This is a genomic window from Asticcacaulis sp. YBE204 (assembly GCF_000495855.1).
GTDB lineage: Bacteria > Pseudomonadota > Alphaproteobacteria > Caulobacterales > Caulobacteraceae > Asticcacaulis.
This window is the reverse complement of the sequence record NZ_AWGF01000003.1, coordinates 198,527-215,440: the sequence shown is the minus strand read 5'-3', so window position 1 is coordinate 215,440 and position 16,914 is coordinate 198,527. Positions and strand designations below refer to the sequence as shown.

At 61.2% G+C, this 16,914-nt stretch carries 16 protein-coding genes and 1 pseudogene; 9 read left to right on the top strand and 8 right to left on the bottom strand.

Annotated elements, in window-relative coordinates; translation table 11 throughout:
• Positions 1 to 182: 182 nt before the first annotated feature.
• From AEYBE204_RS26990 to AEYBE204_RS26955, 9 genes and pseudogenes are all read left to right on the top strand, one after another.
• Entirely contained in the window at positions 183 to 785 is a 603-nt protein-coding gene (locus AEYBE204_RS26990) for a glutathione S-transferase N-terminal domain-containing protein (protein ID WP_023461563.1), read from the top strand.
• A gap of 105 nt (positions 786 to 890) precedes the next feature.
• Entirely contained in the window at positions 891 to 1,964 is a 1,074-nt protein-coding gene (gene prfA / locus AEYBE204_RS26985) for a peptide chain release factor 1 (protein ID WP_031230117.1), read from the top strand.
• 119 nt (positions 1,965 to 2,083) lie between these two features.
• On the top strand, positions 2,084 to 2,878 hold the full coding sequence (locus AEYBE204_RS26980; RefSeq protein ID WP_023461561.1) for an MOSC domain-containing protein: 795 nt from the start codon (positions 2,084 to 2,086) through the stop codon (positions 2,876 to 2,878).
• Between the two features lie 38 nt (positions 2,879 to 2,916).
• Positions 2,917 to 3,654: a 2,3-diphosphoglycerate-dependent phosphoglycerate mutase gene (gene gpmA / locus AEYBE204_RS26975; protein ID WP_023461560.1), complete on the top strand. Its 738-nt coding sequence runs from the start codon at positions 2,917 to 2,919 to the stop codon at positions 3,652 to 3,654.
• A gap of 112 nt (positions 3,655 to 3,766) precedes the next feature.
• Positions 3,767 to 4,090, top strand: a pseudogene (locus AEYBE204_RS41065) (endonuclease domain-containing protein); the annotation flags it as partial.
• Between the two features lie 195 nt (positions 4,091 to 4,285).
• The gene (locus tag AEYBE204_RS40825) at positions 4,286 to 4,711 is read left to right on the top strand and encodes a bifunctional diaminohydroxyphosphoribosylaminopyrimidine deaminase/5-amino-6-(5-phosphoribosylamino)uracil reductase RibD (protein ID WP_023461559.1); all 426 of its coding nucleotides are present in this window, start codon (positions 4,286 to 4,288) and stop codon (positions 4,709 to 4,711) included.
• Between the two features lie 57 nt (positions 4,712 to 4,768).
• Positions 4,769 to 6,022, top strand: a complete 1,254-nt coding sequence (locus AEYBE204_RS26965) for a pentapeptide repeat-containing protein (protein ID WP_023461558.1) — start codon at positions 4,769 to 4,771, stop codon at positions 6,020 to 6,022.
• Positions 6,023 to 6,167: 145 nt separating this feature from the next.
• A complete protein-coding gene (locus AEYBE204_RS26960) occupies positions 6,168 to 6,923 on the top strand; it encodes a YafY family protein (RefSeq protein ID WP_023461557.1) in 756 nt (251 codons plus the stop codon).
• A 30-nt stretch (positions 6,924 to 6,953) separates the two neighbouring features.
• The gene (locus tag AEYBE204_RS26955) at positions 6,954 to 7,277 is read left to right on the top strand and encodes a VOC family protein (RefSeq protein ID WP_023461556.1); all 324 of its coding nucleotides are present in this window, start codon (positions 6,954 to 6,956) and stop codon (positions 7,275 to 7,277) included.
• 406 nt (positions 7,278 to 7,683) lie between these two features.
• Here AEYBE204_RS26955 and AEYBE204_RS26950 read toward each other — a convergent pair whose 3' ends face one another.
• The 8 genes from AEYBE204_RS26950 to AEYBE204_RS26910 form a co-directional block, all read right to left on the bottom strand.
• Positions 7,684 to 8,163 (bottom strand): Hsp20 family protein, encoded by a 480-nt coding sequence (locus tag AEYBE204_RS26950; RefSeq protein ID WP_023461555.1) that lies wholly within the window; start codon positions 8,161 to 8,163, stop codon positions 7,684 to 7,686.
• Positions 8,164 to 8,494: 331 nt separating this feature from the next.
• Positions 8,495 to 9,535: a class II fructose-bisphosphate aldolase gene (gene fba, locus AEYBE204_RS26945; protein WP_023461554.1), complete on the bottom strand. Its 1,041-nt coding sequence runs from the start codon at positions 9,533 to 9,535 to the stop codon at positions 8,495 to 8,497.
• A 110-nt stretch (positions 9,536 to 9,645) separates the two neighbouring features.
• Positions 9,646 to 10,839, bottom strand: a complete 1,194-nt coding sequence (gene pgk / locus AEYBE204_RS26940) for a phosphoglycerate kinase (RefSeq protein WP_023461553.1) — start codon at positions 10,837 to 10,839, stop codon at positions 9,646 to 9,648.
• 13 nt (positions 10,840 to 10,852) lie between these two features.
• Complete coding sequence (locus tag AEYBE204_RS26935) at positions 10,853 to 11,209, bottom strand: hypothetical protein (protein ID WP_023461552.1); 357 nt, start codon at positions 11,207 to 11,209, stop codon at positions 10,853 to 10,855.
• Positions 11,210 to 11,556: 347 nt separating this feature from the next.
• Positions 11,557 to 12,579, bottom strand: a complete 1,023-nt coding sequence (gap, locus tag AEYBE204_RS26925) for a type I glyceraldehyde-3-phosphate dehydrogenase (RefSeq protein WP_023461550.1) — start codon at positions 12,577 to 12,579, stop codon at positions 11,557 to 11,559.
• Between the two features lie 161 nt (positions 12,580 to 12,740).
• Positions 12,741 to 14,042 carry a sorbosone dehydrogenase family protein gene (locus AEYBE204_RS26920; RefSeq protein WP_023461549.1) on the bottom strand — a complete coding sequence of 434 codons (1,302 nt, stop codon included), beginning with the start codon at positions 14,040 to 14,042 and terminating at the stop codon, positions 12,741 to 12,743.
• A 328-nt stretch (positions 14,043 to 14,370) separates the two neighbouring features.
• Entirely contained in the window at positions 14,371 to 16,077 is a 1,707-nt protein-coding gene (locus AEYBE204_RS26915) for an ATP-binding protein (RefSeq protein WP_023461548.1), read from the bottom strand.
• Positions 16,078 to 16,144: 67 nt separating this feature from the next.
• On the bottom strand, positions 16,145 to 16,906 hold the full coding sequence (locus tag AEYBE204_RS26910; RefSeq protein WP_023461547.1) for a response regulator: 762 nt from the start codon (positions 16,904 to 16,906) through the stop codon (positions 16,145 to 16,147).
• Positions 16,907 to 16,914: the final 8 nt, after the last annotated feature.

Below are 16,914 nucleotides of genomic sequence, written 5' to 3'. Positions count from 1 at the left end.
CTCATTCTGAGTTACGGGAACTGATAATACGGCACCGTACCGGCAAACCCTTAAAATTATGACAAATGAAAAAACTTTTGTTTTTAAGGATTTATAGAGTTATGGACGGGGTTGTGTGATGAATTTCCCTTGACGTGCAAAGGGTTGCGCCGCATTCAGGCCATATTCTCGCGGAGGTGCTCATGAAGCTGTTTATCAATTCCGGATCGCCGTTTGCGCGAAAGTGCCGCATCCTTGTTCAAGAGCTTGCGTTGACGGATCAGGTGCAAATGGTGCCGGTGGTGACCACCGACAGCGCGCCGGACCACGTCGCCGTTAACCCTTTTGCCCAGATTCCCGCGCTGGTGACCGACGCGGGCGAAACCTTCATCGACTCGACCCTGATCTGCGAATGGCTGGTGGCGCATTATGGCGAGGTTGCCCTCTATCCGGAAGGCGAGGCCTACTGGGCCGCGCGGCAACTCATGGCCCTGACGCAGGGCGTGCTGGAAGCCAGCGTCAAGCGGGTGATCGAAACCCGCCGCCCGGAAAGCGAACGTTCGGCTTTCTGGCTGAAGCGCTGGGAAGAGGGGATACATCGCGGGTTTGCCGCCATAGAAGCAGTCTGTCCGGCGGTTGTGGACGACGCAGAATACGGTCTGGCCGAGATGTCGGTAGCGATTGCGGCGACCTATGCGGTGTTCCGTTTTCCCGATATCGACTGGCTGGCCAACGCGCCGAAAGTTGCGGCCCTGACCGCGACGCTGGAAAAACGCCAATCCTTTATCGACACCTATCCGTCTTAAGTTTATACGGCTCCTTTCCTTAAATCCCCTCGCCCCGTTTACGGGGAGAGGGTTAGGGTGAGGGGCCTCTTCCTATCACCCGCCACCGCCGAGGTTTTTCCGTTGATACATCTGCCGCAGGCCAAACTCGATCAGGTCGTCGATCGCTTCAAAATGATCGAGGCGCGCATGGAATCGGCGACCGACGGCACCGAGATCGTCAAGCTGTCAAAGGAACACGCGGAGCTTAAGCCTGTGGTCGACGCCGTCACCGCGCTGCTCAAGGCGCGCGCCTCGGCCCCTGAGCTTGAGGAAATGATCGCGCTCAACGATCCCGAACTGTCGCCGCTGGCGCAGGAAGAGTTTCAGGAACTGAAAACCAAACTCCCCGAACTGGAGCATGGCGTGGCGCTCCTGCTGGCGCCCAAGGACAAGGACGAGAACGCCTCGGCCATCCTTGAAGTGCGCGCGGGGACCGGTGGCGACGAAGCCGCGATCTTCGCCGGCGACCTGTTCCGCATGTATTCGCGCTATGCGGCGTCTCAGGGCTGGCGCGTCGAAATCGACTCTATCAGCGAAGGCGACGCGGGCGGTTACAAAGAAATTATCGCCTCGGTGACGGGCGAGGGCGTGTTCGGCAAGCTGAAATTCGAATCCGGCGTCCACCGTGTTCAGCGCGTCCCGGCCACCGAAGCGGGCGGTCGTATCCATACCTCGGCGGCCACCGTGGCTGTTCTGCCCGAAGCCGAGGACGTCGAAATCGAAATCCTCGACAAGGATATCCGCATCGACACCTACCGTGCCTCGGGTTCCGGCGGGCAGCACGTCAACAAGACCGACTCGGCGGTGCGCATCACCCACATGCCGTCGGGCATCGTGGTGACCTCGTCGGAAAAATCGCAGCACATGAACCGCGCCATCGCCATGCGCAACCTCAAGGCGCGTCTTTACGATCAGCAGCGCACGGCGCTCGACACCGCGCGTTCGGATGCGCGTAAATCGCAGGTCGGCTCCGGCGACCGGTCGGAACGCATCCGCACCTACAACTATCCGCAGGGCCGCGTATCGGACCACCGCATCAACCTGACGCTCTATAACCTGCCGCAGTTCATGGAAGGCGACATGGATCAGATGATCAACGCCCTGATCAACGAGGATCAGGCCGAACGTCTGGCCATGCTGGCGGAGGAGTTGGGATAAGCGCATCCGGAAAAGTGCATTGCGGTTTTGGCTACGCCGAACTTCGTTTCCGATTAAGATGCGCGCTGAAAAAAGATTGCAGGGGCTCGCCCCTGCACCCGGATGTTGGAGCGGAACGGATGCACCCCACCAATGGCACCATCGATTCCCTGTGGCGGTATCCGATCAAGGGCTTTACGCCTGAACGGGTCGAGGACACCTGTCTGATCGCCGATCATTTCTTTCCCTTCGACCGCATCTTTGCGCTGGAGGTCGGGCATTCCGGCTACGACAAGGCCGAACCGAAGTTCCTGTCCAAGATGAAATACGCCGTGCTGGCGCGCTATCCCGCCGTGGCGCGATTGCGCACCCGCTACGACGAGGTCGGTGAGCGACTCTATATAGGGGACCGCGCCTTCGACCTGACCAACGACGCCGGGCGGCACGCCTTGGAGCGCCACGTCGAAACCGTGCTGGTGGCGCATGAGGATTACGATCCGGTCGCCCAGCCTCTGCGCTTTCTCGATATCCGCGAAGGGGTGATCGACCGTTATCGCTTTACCGACTCGGCCAAGGGGTTTGTGTCGATCCTCAATCTGAACAGTCTGCGCGATCTGTCGCAACGGATGGGCCGGGACTTGGACCCGCAACGGCTGCGCGCCAATATCTGGGTCGAAGGGTGGAGTGCGTTCGAGGACCATCAGTGGGTCGGCAAGCAAATCCGTATCGGTGATGACGGTCCGTTGCTGGAAGTGCTCAAGCCCATCGTCCGCTGCGTGGCGACGCATGTGAACCCCGACACCGCCGAGCGCGATGCCGAAATCGTCACGGCGCTGTGGGAGCATTACGGTCACCGTGACTGCGGTATCTATTGCCGGATTATCGAGGGCGGGCGGATTCGCGCGGGCGATCCGGTTGACCCTCTGGTCGAGTGATCCTATAGCTTGGATACTTAAATCAGACAGGTGTCCGGATGCCCAAACTCATTCTGCTTCGCCACGGCCAGAGCCAGTGGAACCTCGAAAATCGTTTTACCGGCTGGGTCGACGTCAACCTGACCGCCGAGGGCGAGCAGCAGGCGATCAAGGGCGGTGAACTGATCGCCAAGGAAGGGCTTGAGATTTCGCGCGCCTTCACCTCGGTCCTGACGCGCGCTATCCGCACCTGCAATCTGGCGCTCGACGCGGCGGGCCAAAGCTACGTGCCGGTGATCAAGGACTGGCGTCTGAACGAGCGTCACTACGGCGGCCTGACCGGCCTCGACAAGGCCGAGACTGCGGCCCTGCACGGTGAGGATCAGGTCAAGATCTGGCGCCGGTCTTACGACGTGCCGCCGCCCGATCTGGGCGCCGAAAGCGAATACGCCTTCGCCAAGGACCGTCGCTATACGGGCGCGACCCTGCCGGTGACCGAGAGTCTGAAGACGACGCTCGACCGCGTCCTGCCGTTCTGGGAAAGCGACATCGCCCCGGCCTTGAAGGCGGGCGACACGGTGCTGGTGGCGGCGCACGGCAATTCGATCCGCGCTATCATCAAGCTGCTGTTCAATCTGGGCGAGGCGGAGATTCTGGAAATTGAGGTGCCGACGTCTAACCCGCTGGTTATCGAACTTGACGACGCGCTTAAGCCTCTGGCGGCGAAGTATCTCGACGAGGGCCGCGCCAATCCGGTGCCGGTTCTGGCCGAACACGGCGTCCCGAAAGAGGCGTAAGTTCGTGGTTTTCCCCCTCACCCCAACCCTCTCCCAGCAGGGGAGAGGGGGCGTTTTTTACCCTCGCCCCAATGGGGAGAGGGTGGCGCGAAGCGCCGGGTGAGGGGGCTCTATGTTTCAGGAAAAGCCGTCGCCTGATCAGATCGCATGTGCGCGGGCTTTGCGAAAAGTCGATAATACCGCAGAGGGGCGGTTGTGGTTGAGGCTGCGAAATAAGCAGACAGGTATCAAGTTTCGACGTCAGGAGCCGATAGGCCCGCATTTCGCTGATTTTGCTTGTCGCGAATTGAAACTGGTCGTGGAAGTTGACGGCAGTCAACATATCGAATCCGAGCATGACCGTAAGCGCAATGTCTTCATGAACGCCGAAGGCTGGTCAGTCGCGCGATTTTGGCACTCGGACGTGCTGAATAATATGGATACGGTTCTTGAAACTTTAGCGGCTGTTATCGATGGCCGTATTACCGAGCGCGTGGACTCACGTGAGTTTCAATTTCACCCGGCGGCAGCCCCCTCACCCGGCGCTCACCCCAACCCTCTCCCCCAAGGGGCGAGGGTAAGAACGTTAACCCCCTCTCCCCTTGGGGGAGAGGGTTGGGGTGAGGGGGATTGCTCCGCTGATACAAGTTACATGCAGCGCGCGCTCGAAATCGGTCTGTTCCAACTGGGACGCACTATTCCCAATCCTTCCGTAGGCTGTGTCATCATCCGCGATGGCATGGTCATCGCGGAGGGCGCGACCGGCGATGGCGGGCGGCCCCATGCCGAAGAAGCGGCATTGGCGACATTGGACAACAAGGCCGAAGGCGCGACGGCCTATGTCACGTTGGAACCGTGCGGCGAGCGCTCGAACGGTGGCTGTTCCTGCTCGCAGCTTCTGGTCGAAGCGGGCGTCAAACGCGTCGTCTTCGCCTGCGAAGACCCATCGCCCTACGCCTCGCACATCGGCACCGAGCGTCTGAAAGCCGCCGGGATCGCGGTCGAAACCGGCCTGATGGCCGACGAATGCGCCGCGCTCATTGCGGACTTCATAAACAACCTGCCGGTTAAGCGCTAAGTTAACCATTTAGCCCCATACTGAGCCTCTGTTTTTAACGCGAAACCGTTCAGGCTCATGAGTGCAACGTCCGGCCAGTCACGCTATGCCAAGCTGACTCAGGCCCAGGTCGATCAGATTTGCCAGAAGCACGAGCGCCTCAAGGCCATGAAGCCGGGGGGCGCGCGGGCCGTTTTTGCATGGTCGGATATCTCCGGTCTCGACCTCAAGGGGCGTGACCTCAGCGACGCCGATTTCACGGCCGCCATCATGGTCGGCACCGACCTCAGTGGCGCGAAGCTCGACCAGTCCAATCTCTACTGCGTCGATATGCAGATGGCCAATCTCAGCCGCGCCTCCTTGCGGCGGACGGATTTGCGGGGGGCATGCCTGCGCGGGGCCAACCTGTCGGACGTCGACCTGTTCGAGGCCGACCTGCGCGAAGGGGCGCTGGCCCTGCCGGATAAAGCGTCGGGTCTGGCCTATGTCGAGGTCTCGGCGCGCATATCGGACGCCGGGTTCACCAACCTGCGCGGGGCCAATCTGGAGCGCTCGAAGCTATCGGGCATTCAGGCCATGAAGGCCGACTTTACCGACGCCATCATGAAGTCGTGCAAGCTGGTCCGGGCCAACCTGAAACAGGCGATCATGGAAAACTGCGACCTGTCGGGCGCGGATATGTCGGGGGCCGACGTCACCGGCGCGTCGCTCAAAGACGCGGTGATGATCGGCACCAAGACCGAGAGCTGGAACGCCAGCAAGGCCGATCTCAGCGGCATCCTGACCGACAAGGCCGCCGGCACCGATATTACCAGCCTGCCCTACGACGAGATGATCAAGGATCATGCGGTGTGGGTCGATAGCGTCGGCAAAGAGGGCAAGCCCTCGACCTTCGACAAGGCCGATCTGCGGGCGTTGAAATCGATCAAAGGCCTGAACCTGACGGCTTTGTCGGCCAAGGGCGCGGTGTTCTATGGCCTCGACATGCGCGGCGTGCAGTTACAAGGCGCGCAGTTGCAAGGGGCCGATCTGCGCAACTGCGACCTGCGCGGGGCCGACCTGCGCGGGGTGCAGATGAAAGGCGCGCGGCTCGACGGCTCGAACCTCGAAGGCGCCAATCTGGGGCCGTTGAACCTCGGTAACGACCGTCTGTTTCCCGCCGATCTGAGCGAGGCGCGCGTGCGCGGCGTCAATCTGCAAGGCGCGGACATGAGAATGGTGAAGCTCGACGGGGCAGACCTGTCGCGCTCGAACCTCGACCGGGCGCAGATGAATCTGGAAAGCCTGCTCAATGTGGTGTGCGTCGGGTTGAAGGGCAAAATTGCCGCTTAGAGCGATATGCCGAAAAGTGTTTTGCGGTTTTCGGCTACAATATCGCGACCAAAAAATACGTTTTGTTCTGGAAAAGTTCTCAAATTTGCGATATCTGGAATCATTCGGCGGCGAAGGGACTCGCCTCGGATAGGGGACTGAACTCATGTCGCGGGCGGCGCGTCTTCTCGATCTTTTGCAAATTCTCAGGCGGCACCGCTATCCGGTGACGGGCGAAGCGCTGGCGCAGGAACTCGATATTTCCCTGCGCACGCTTTATCGCGACATTGACGCCCTTCGCGGGCAAGGCGCGGATATCGAGGCCGAGGCGGGGGTCGGGTTTCTGCTGCGGCCGGGCTTCATGCTGCCGCCGCTGATGCTGTCGCACGAGGAGATCGAGGCGATCGCCTTGGGCGTCAAATGGGTGGCCAGCCGCACCGATACCAGCCTGTCGTCTGCGGCGCTCAATGCCCTGGCCAAGATCAGCGTCGTCCTGCCCGACGATATGCGGGATAGCCTGCAAACGACGGGCCTGATCGTACCGCCGCAATGGCGCGACGCCCAGGTCGGTGAGTTCGAGGATGCGCATCTGCGCCTGATCCGTCAGGCGCTGAAGTCCGAGCGCAAGCTGGAAATGGACTATGGCGATGTGAACGAAGTCGTCACGGCGCGCATCGTCTGGCCGATCGCGCTTGGCTTTTACGAGCGGTCACGGCTGCTGGTCGGGTGGTGTGAACTACGCGGCGATTTCCGCCATTTCCGTTCGGATCGCATTCGCGACATGCGCGTCTGCGAGCAGCGCTATCCGACGCGTCGACTAACCCTGCTCAAGCAGTGGCGAGAGGTCGAGGATGCCATCTATGCTCGGCATCGCGCCGAAGAGGCCGCGGTGCTGACAGGAACTGACAGGGAGACGGCATAACTTATCCTCATACCACTAAGGGGATTAGCCATGACCGACGCCATTATCCTGAACGTCCGCGATCCACAGAAAAGCGCGGCCTTCTATGCGGGTTTGCTGAATATCGAAGCCGAGAACGACGACGGTGCTGTGGCTTTCCGCTTCGGCGGGCAGCGTTTGCGGTTGTGCGCGGGTGAGGGCCGTGCGCATGAGATCGGCATCCGGCTGCGCCACGAAGCGGCGGTGATCTCGACCTACGAACACTGGTGGGACAAGGGCGTGCGGCTGACGCAAATTCCGACACGCGGTGTCAATGGCATGGATTTCTGGGCCGAAGACCCGGACGGCCACCGCCTGCATGTCTTCTGTGCTTAAGGTGTTGGTTGCGCCTGTTTAAATTTAACCACGGATAAGGCACGGATGCCGCGCAAGCGCGGCGAACACGGATGTCCTTGGCGTAGCATCGGTGGTTCCACGGACTCGACTTATCCGTGTCAGCCGGTGCGCAGCACCGGCATCCGTGCCTTATCCGTGGTCAATTCTTACTTAGTATCCACGCATAAAAAACGCCGGAAGCGAGGGGATGCGCTTCCGGCGTGAGTTTGGAGGGGAGAACAAAAGATAGGGAGGGCCGCGTTCACGTCAGAGAGATACGCAAACGCGGCCCCTTTCCGATCGGAGAGTTGGCACCGAAACCGGTGCCGTGGGCACTGAAACACCCCGATCGAAGGGTGGCGGGAATTCAGTACGTCTTGAGCTAACGCTTACTAGAAAAAGAGCCTTACTCGGCGGCCTCAAGAATTTGCGGCACGATGGGCGAAGCGGATTTAATGGCGATCTGCTTCGGCTTCTTGGCTTCGGGGATTTCGATCGTCAGGTCGATCGTCAACAGCCCATTGGCCAGTTCGGCTTCGGTGACGCGGATGTGGTCGGCCAGCTGGAAGCGGCGCTCGAAGCTGCGTTCGGCCAGACCGCGATGCAGGTAGGTGCGGCTGGTGTCTTCGGCATCCTTCTTGCCCGATACGGTCAGGACGTTTTCCTTGACCTCGATGCTGAGCTGATCGGGACGGAAGCCGGCGACGGCCACTTCGATACGGTAGGAATCGCCCTCAGCTTCGTCGGCCTTGGCGAGGCGCTCGATATTGTACGGCGGCCAGCCCGGGGCCTGAGAGGTCGCGGCGGCGCTGTCGAGGAGGCTGACCAGACGGTCGAAGCCAACGGCGCTGCGGTACAGGGGCGAGAAATCGATTTGGGTACGCATGAAAGTCTCCTTGCATAAGCGAGATCGACAGCGCGTGAGCTGCCTTGAGTTGAGGTTTGGATCGTTTTCGCATCCCCGGTCACGGGCGATGAAACGGTCCAGGCAAGGCCCGGTATCGGCGCCTCACAGAAATAGATTTGGGGAAGGGTTGAGCGTCTTCAAGAGGGATGTGGAAAAAAAAGAGCGCAGGGCTCAGGGCCTTGCGCTCTTTTGAATACTCCTTCGCCCCTTGGGGGAGAGGGGGGCCCAAAGGGCCGGGTGAGGGGGGAACCACCACCGGGTCATTCCCCCTCACCCCAGCCCTCTCCCCGTAGGGGCGAGGGGGTTAAGATTACGACAGATAATACTTCGCCATGCTGGCCAGCGGCTTGGCCTTGATCTTCGAGGCATTGCCGGCGGTGCCGAACTGTACGAAGCGATCGTAGCACACCTGCTCCATCGCGGCCTTGGCAGGCTTCAGATAGCCGCGCGGGTCGAAGTTGTCCGGATTTTCCGTGAGGAACTTACGCACGGCGCCCGTGATGGCCATGCGGCAGTCGGTATCGATATTGATCTTGCGTACACCCATCTTGATGGCCTTTTGCAGTTCTTCGACCGGAACGCCGTAGGTTTGCGGCATGGCGCCGCCGTAGGCGTTGATGATGTCCTGAAGGTCCTGCGGCACCGAGGACGAACCGTGCATGACCAGGTGCGTGTTCGGCAGGCGCTTGTGGATTTCGGAAATGACGTGCATGGCCAGCACTTCGCCGTCCGGCTTGCGCGAGAACTTGTAGGCGCCGTGCGAGGTGCCCATCGCGATGGCCAGCGCATCGACGCCGGTCTTGGCAACGAAGTCGACGGCCTGATCCGGGTCGGTCAGCAGTTGCGAGTGGTCGAGCACGCCTTCGGCACCGTGGCCGTCCTCGGCTTCGCCCATACCGGTTTCCAGCGAGCCCAGCACGCCCAGCTCGCCTTCGACCGATACGCCGCAGGCGTGGGCGAAGTCGACGACGGTCTTGGTCACATTGACGTTGTAGTCATAATCTGCCGGGGTCTTGGCGTCGGCCATCAGCGAGCCGTCCATCATGACCGAAGTAAAGCCGTTCTGGATCGCGCTGACGCAGGTGCCCGGCGAATTGCCGTGGTCCTGGTGCATGACCAGAGGAATTTCCGGGTAGATATCGACCAGAGCGTCGATGATCTTGGTCAGCATGATGTCGTGCGCATAGGTGCGCGCGCCGCGCGAGGCCTGAATGATAACCGGGCTTTCGGCCTTACGCGCCGCGTCCATGACGGACAGGCCCTGTTCCATATTGTTGATGTTGAACGCCGGGACGCCGTATTCGTTTTCGGCGGCGTGGTCGAGAAGCTGACGCAAGCTGATGCGAGCCATGATAATTTCCCTCTTTCAATGCTCTGTACGGAAGACCGGCCTTGGGTCGATTGAGGTTCTATTAGGACCGTCTTCCGTAAATGTCTTTAAAAATCGTGTTGTTATATGTTTCAGCCTAAAGCCGCCACACCGGGAAGCTCCTTGCCTTCCATCCATTCGAGGAACGCGCCGCCCGCCGTTGACACGAAGGTCATGTCGGCAGCGGTTTCCGCATGGTTGAGGGCCGCGACAGTATCACCGCCGCCCGCGACCGCAACCAGTTTACCCGATTTGGTTTGTTCAGCAACGAATTTGGCGGCCTCGACGGTCGCCGTATCGAAGGGCGGTAGTTCGAACACACCCAGTGGGCCGTTCCAGATGAGCGTTTTGGAATTGGCTATGACGTCTTTCAGGATGGCGACGGTCTTCGGCCCCGCATCGAAAATCTTGTCATCGGCGGAAAGCCCGGCCCCCAGATCGACGGTACGGTTGGCGGCGTGGGCCTTGAATTCTGTGGCGACGACCAGATCGACCGGCAGCAGGATTTTGCAGCCCTTGGCCTCGGCCTCTTTGAGGATATCGAGCGCGGTGTCTTTCAGGTCTTTCTCGCACAGCGACCCGCCAACCTCGTGCCCTTGGGCGTAGAGGAAGGTGTTGGCCATGCCGCCGCCGATGGCCAGCGCATCGAGCTTGCCCACCAGATTTTTCAGCAGGTCGAGCTTGGTCGAGACCTTCGAGCCGCCGACGATGCCGATGGTCGGCTTCACCGGCGCACCGAGGGCGGCGTTCAGGGCATCGAGTTCGCGGCGCATCGACTCGCCCGCATAGGCCGGGATCAGGCGGGCGACGCCTTCGGTCGAGGCGTGGGCACGGTGCGCGGCGGAAAAGGCGTCGTTGACGTAGATGTCACCGAGCGCGGCCAACTTAGCGGCAAAGTCGGGATCGTTTTTCTCTTCGCCCGCGTGGAAGCGGACGTTTTCCAAAAGCGCCACGCCCCCGGCGGGCAGCAGTTTCAGCACGTCGGCAGCATCGTCGCCGACGCAGTCATCGGCGAAGGCGACCGTCGTGCCGAGCAGGGCCGACAGGGCGGGGGCGACGAACTTCAGCGACATTTCCGGCACGACCTTGCCCTTGGGGCGGTCGAAGTGCGCCAGCAGCGCGACCTTCGCGCCAAGTTTTTGCAGCTTTTCGATGGTCGGCAAGGCCACTTTAAGCCGGGTATCGTCGGTGATCCGGCCGTCTTCGACCGGCACGTTGAAATCGACGCGCACCAGCGCGGTCTTGCCGTTGAGGTCGTTTACGTCGTCGAGGGTCTTGAAGGTCATCGAAAAACTTTCGTTAAAGTCTGAAATCTATGCCGTAGTTCATAAGAATTTGCGCCGAGACCCATCCCGCATAAAAGCCCGCAGGGACGGACAGGAAAGCCAAGGCCGCTAGGAGGCTGAAAAAGGAGTATCGACGCTTTCTAAAATGAAGCGCAATGGCCGTCATCAGGAAAAAGAGCGGCAAGGCTGAAATCAGAAACGCCAGCGGTTTGGCGGCGTCGTCCGAAACCGTGGACCAATCCGACAGGCCCAGCGCGAAATAGGCGTATAGTGCGATGAACGGGGCGCATAACCCGGCCACGTAGCCTGCGAAAATCCAGCCTGAAATCGCCAGATAGGACGGTTTGCCTTTGAGTGTCTTCAAGGTCATGAGGCCTCAAAAAGCGTTGCAAACAGGATAGGCAAGCGTGAGCGTACGCTCGGCATTAAATATAAAAATGAGAAAGGCAACAATCGACAGGCTCAAACCAAGTCGGGTTCGGTTACGAAGGGCGAACAGAAAGGCTAGTACCACCCATATGATGGTTACGACGAAAAATCCCGTATAAACGGCACCGGGTATCTCAGGACCAGGGCCAACTCTCAACCCATCGTGCGGACCCTGAATGCCGGGGCTTCGGATCAGGCACAGAACGGACATGCCATGCGCGGCCACAAAGGTCGTAAGAATAAGGGCGACCCCTTGAATAATTATCCAAAAAGTCGCCCTTTTCTTCATTACAGGAACTTGGCAAACGCCAGAGCCGTGTCGGCCATGCGCGTCGAGAAGCCCCATTCGTTGTCGTACCAGGTCAGGATGCGCACGAACTGACCGTCGATAACCTGAGTCTGATTCAGCGCGAAGGTCGAGGACGCCGGGTTGTGATTGAAGTCCGACGAGACCAGCGGCTCGTCCGTATAGGCCAGCACGCCCTTCATCGGGCCGTCGGCGGCGGCGATGATGGCGGCATTGACCTCTTCCTTGGTCACCGGACGGGTCGGCACGATCTTGAGGTCGACCACCGAGACGTTCGGGGTCGGGACGCGGATCGACGAGCCGTCCAGCTTGCCCTTCAGGTGCGGCAGGACGAGGCCAACAGCCTTTGCGGCGCCGGTCGAGGTCGGGATCATGCTCAGCGCCGCCGCGCGGGCGCGGTAGAGGTCCTTGTGCATGGTGTCGAGCGTCGGCTGATCGCCCGTATAGGAGTGGATCGTCGTCATATAGCCGCGCTCGATGCCGCACAGGTCCGAGAGGACCTTGGCGACCGGCGACAGGCAGTTGGTCGTACACGACGCGTTCGAGATGACGGTGTCTTCCGCCGACAGGGTGTCGTGGTTGACGCCGTAGACGATCGTCTTGTCGGCATTGTCGCCGGGGGCCGAGATGATGACCTTCTTCGCACCGGCCTCGATGTGGGCCGAGGCCTTTTCCTTGGAGGTGAAGATGCCGGTACATTCGAACGCGATATCGACGCCGAGATCCTTATGCGGCAGCTCTGCCGGGTTCTTGATCGCGGTGACCTTGATCGGCGTATAGGTCTTGCCGTTGGCGGTGATGATCAGGCTGTCGCCCTCGACCTTCACCTCGGCGGGGAACTTGCCGTGTACCGAGTCGTAACGGAGCAGGTGCGCGTTGGTCTCGACCGGACCGAGATCGTTGATCGCGACCACTTCGATATCCGAGCGGTTGTTTTCGATGATCGAACGCAAAACCAGACGGCCGATACGACCAAATCCGTTAATCGCCACACGTAACGTCATGTGCCAGTTTCCTATATTCCGGGCCGCCAAAAGAGCGGCGTCATCGCATTTTTGCGCTTTCGGTTTTGAGCCTAAAAGGCGTCAAGTCAAGCCCAAAATGCCAACATGCGGAATATGGTATCGGTATCGGCTGCACGTCTGGTTTCGTCAGGTAACAGCGCCTATTTCGCCACGCGCCAGATGATATTGCCGACGTCGTCGGCGACCAGAATAGCCCCTTTGGCATCGACCGTGACGCCGACCGGGCGGCCCTTGGCCTTACCGTCTTCGGTGCGGAAACCGGTCAGCACATCCTGCGGCGGACCGGCGGGGGTGGCACCATTGAACGGCACGAAGACGACCTTGTAGCCCGACGGCGGATTGCGGTTCCACGACCCGTGCTGACCGATCAGAGCGCCGCCTTTATATTGCGCCAGCAGGTCGGCGGTGTAGAAACTGAATCCGAGCGACGCGGTATGCGGCCCCAGCGCGTAGTCGGGTTTGATAGCGCTCTTGACCAGCTCCGGGTTCTGCGGCTTGACGCGGGCATCGACGTGCTGACCGTAATAGCTGTAGGGCCAGCCGTAGAACGCGCCCGGCGTCACCGAAGTCATGTAATCCGGCACGAGGTCCGAGCCGATCTCGTCGCGCTCATTGACCGCGACCCAAAGCGCGCCGGACGCCGGGTTCCAGTCCATGCCGACGGGGTTACGCAGGCCGGACGCATAGACCGTCCGAGCACCCGTCACGACATCGATTTGCAGGATGGCGGCACGGTCTTTTTCGGCGGCGATGCCGTTTTCGGCCACATTGGAATTAGACCCTATCCCGGCATAGAGGAACTTGCCGTCCTTCGAGGCGACGAGGCTCTTGGTCCAGTGGTGGTTGATCGGCCCGCCGGGCAGGTCGGTCAGTTTCTGCGGTGCGGCCGAGGCTTTCAGGTCGCCCGTCGCATAGGGGACGCTGACCACGGCGTCGGCATTGGCGATGTAGAGCCGGTCGCCGACCAGCGCCATGCCGAACGGCGAATTCAGACCGCTGACGAAGACGGTGCGCACCTCGGCCACGCCGTCGCCGTCGGCGTCGCGCAGCAGGGTCAGGCGATTGGCGGATTTGGTGACCGCCCCGGCCTTTTTCATGGTCAGGCCCATCACGAAGCCCTTGATGCCCTTACCGTCTTCCGGCTTGGGCGGAGCATTGGTTTCGGCGACCAGCACGTCGCCATTGGGCAGGACGTAGACCCAGCGCGGGTGATCGAGGTTGGACGCAAAGGCCGTGACCGTGAGACCCGGTGCTGCGATCGGCATCTCGCCCGCCGCCCAGCCGACCGCATCGGCGACCTTGACGGTGGGGATCAGGGTTTTGTTCGGCGCGGGTAGTTCGGGATTGGCCCCCTGACCCTTTTCGATGCTGAGCTTGGCGGTTTCGCCGCAAGCGGCAAGCGACAGGGAGGCAATAAGCAAGGCAGGTACGGCGGCGCGCATGGTGATGTCCTCAGTTGATCCTGAAGGTATGTTCGCGAGCCTGTAAGAAAAAAATGAGGAAGTAGGTCGGATAGAATCGCCATTCAGCGTGCCTCTCTCCTCCCTACGAAGTGGGGTATAGCGCCAGCGAAAGTATAGCTTTCGCCAGCGTTGGCAGCGAGCGTAGCGAAGCTGACGGAGGGGGATGACTCCGTCAGAATGTCAGACACTGGCGTTTGAGGTTTTGCGACTTCGTCGCCCCCTCCGTCTCGTCGCCTGTCGGCGCCGATCCACCTCCCCATGCTTCGCACAGGGAGGAGGGAGTGCAGCTAAATCATTGCGATTCAGATCAGGCCGCAGGCAGTTTCAATACGGCGACCAGCCCTTCGATGTCACCGTCCGGCGTATTGCCGGCATGGCGATTGCGCAGGGTGAGCGTCCCTTTATGCGCTTCGGATAAGGTCCGTGCCACACTGAGGCCCAGACCCGCGCCGCCGGTATCGCGGTTGCGCGACGACTCCAGCCGATGGAAGGGCTCGAACACGGTTTCCAGCTCGGCTTCGGGCACGCCGGGGCCGTTATCGCTGACCGTGACCACGATCCAGTCGCCTTCGCGCCGCAGGGCCAGTTTCGAGCCGCCCGCATAGCGGTGGGCGTTTTCGAACAGGTTGCACAGGATGCGCTTCATCGCCACGCTGTCGGCCATGACCGTATGGCCGGGCTCGATGTGACCGATACTGATATTGTGCAGTTCGGCCATGTCCTCGGCGAGGCTTTCGGACAGGGAACTGAGGTCGAGGCGGACGACCTGCTGCGCCATGCGGTCGGCGGACGCAAAGTTCATCGCCGAGCGGATCAGACTGTCCATATGATTGATGTCCTGCGCAATTTTTTCACGATCTTTCGCGGGCAGGGTCTCGATGCGCAGACGCAACCGCGCCAGCGGCGTTTTCAGGTCGTGGGCGATGGCGGCAATCACTGCGGTGCGGCTTTCGACGTGCTTGCGGATGCGAACCTGCATGGCGTTGAGGACCTCGGTCGCCTGACGCACCTCGGCAGGACCGCGCACCTTGAGCGGACTGGCCGTGGTGTCGAAACCCAGTTCCTCCGCCCCTTCGGCCAGGGCCATGATTGGCTTGCTCAGGCGGCGCGACAGCAACCAGGCGAACGGCGCAATAAGCAACGCCGTCAGGCCGAATCCCGTGAGCAGGTTGATCTGCCACGGCTCAAGCCAGCGGCGGGGGCGGATCAGGCTGCGATAGGTGCCGTCGGGCATCTTCACCGCGGCATGGAAGGCGGGAAAGGTGACCTGTTCGTTGAAATTGGTCGGCAGGGTGGGTTGCGGGAACGGCACGCCGTTCGGCGTTCCGGCCTGATTTCCGGCTCCCTGATTTCCAGGCGGCATCTGACGATTTTGCGGCTGCGGACGACCGTCCATCGGCGGCCCGGAACGCGGGTCAGGCCCCACACCGGCCTTGCCACCGGTAAAGACGGGGCCACCGGTAAAGGCCGGACCTTCCCGACCGTCGGGGCTATCCTCCGGCGGTCCCATCTGAGGCCCTGCGCCAGATTGCGGTCCTGCTTCCCGCATCATTTCGGGATTGAACATGATGACCTGACGCGGTTCTCCGCCGCGCAATTCTCCACCCGGTCTTTGATCATCAGGCCGGTCGTCACCGGGTCGGGGACCGTTGAAACGGTAGCGGTTGCGAAACTCCGAGGGACGCCCGATGAAAACGTCGGTTTCCTTGACCCCCAGCGATTGCGCCAGTCGCTGACGGAAGAAGGTCTCAAACGAGCCGCCTTGCGGGCCGCCCCAGCCTTGTTTCTGTTCCGCCTCGGTGCGCTTGATGAATTCCGGTGGGGCTTTGAGCGTCTCGGCCCTCAGCGTGCGCCCGTTCGGCAACTTCACCGAACCTGTTTTCAGCGCCTGGGTCACTTCGGCGATGGTGTAGCCCGATGGCTTGGGCTGCGGCATGAAGATGACGACCAGCGTGTTGATCATCATGGCGGCCACCAGCACGAACAGGCACAGGCCTATGACGTGCGAGAACACGGGCAGCCCCCGGAGAAAGCCGGGGAAACGCAGGCGGGGTACGCGGAAGGCGGAAGGCATTAAAGAACTATTTCAGGGGCCGGAACATGTAGCCGATGCCGCGGATGGTGCGGATGATTTCCTCGCCGTCGGCATTGGCGCTGTCGTCGTTCAGCTTGCGGCGCAGGCGCGAGATTTGCACGTCGATGGCGCGGTCGAAGTTCTCGCTGTTTGGGCCATGCAGGTAGTCGAGGATCTGGTCGCGGGTCAGGGCGCGGCCCGGACGGTCGAGGAAGACGCGCAGCAGCTCGAACTCGGCATTGGACAGGGCGACCTGTACGCCATCGGGGCGGATCAGGGTGCGCTTGATATTGTCGAGCGACCAGCCGAAGAAGGTGGTCAGCGGCGACTTGTCCCCGTTACCGCGGCCTTCGCCCCGGCGCAGGACGGCGCGAATACGCGCCAGAAGTTCGCGCGGGTGAAACGGCTTGGCCAGATAGTCGTCGGCGCCCAGTTCAAGGCCGACGATGCGGTCGACTTCCTCGCCCTTGGCCGACAGCATGATGACCGGCGGGCCGTTTTTCTGGTTGAGGCGCTTGCAGATCGACAGGCCGTCTTCGCCCGGCATCATGTAGTCGAGCACGATCAGGCCGATATCGCCGCGCATCAGTACCTTGTCCATGTCGCGGCCCGACGCGGCGGTATGCACCTCGAACCCGTTCTGGCTGAGAAAGCCGCTGATCAGTTCGCGCAGATCGAGATCGTCATCGACGACAAGGATACGGGAGGAGGGCAGGGTGGCGGGGTCGGAGGCGGCTTGAGAAGTATTGGGGGCGACGTCGAGCGGCATGGATGAGA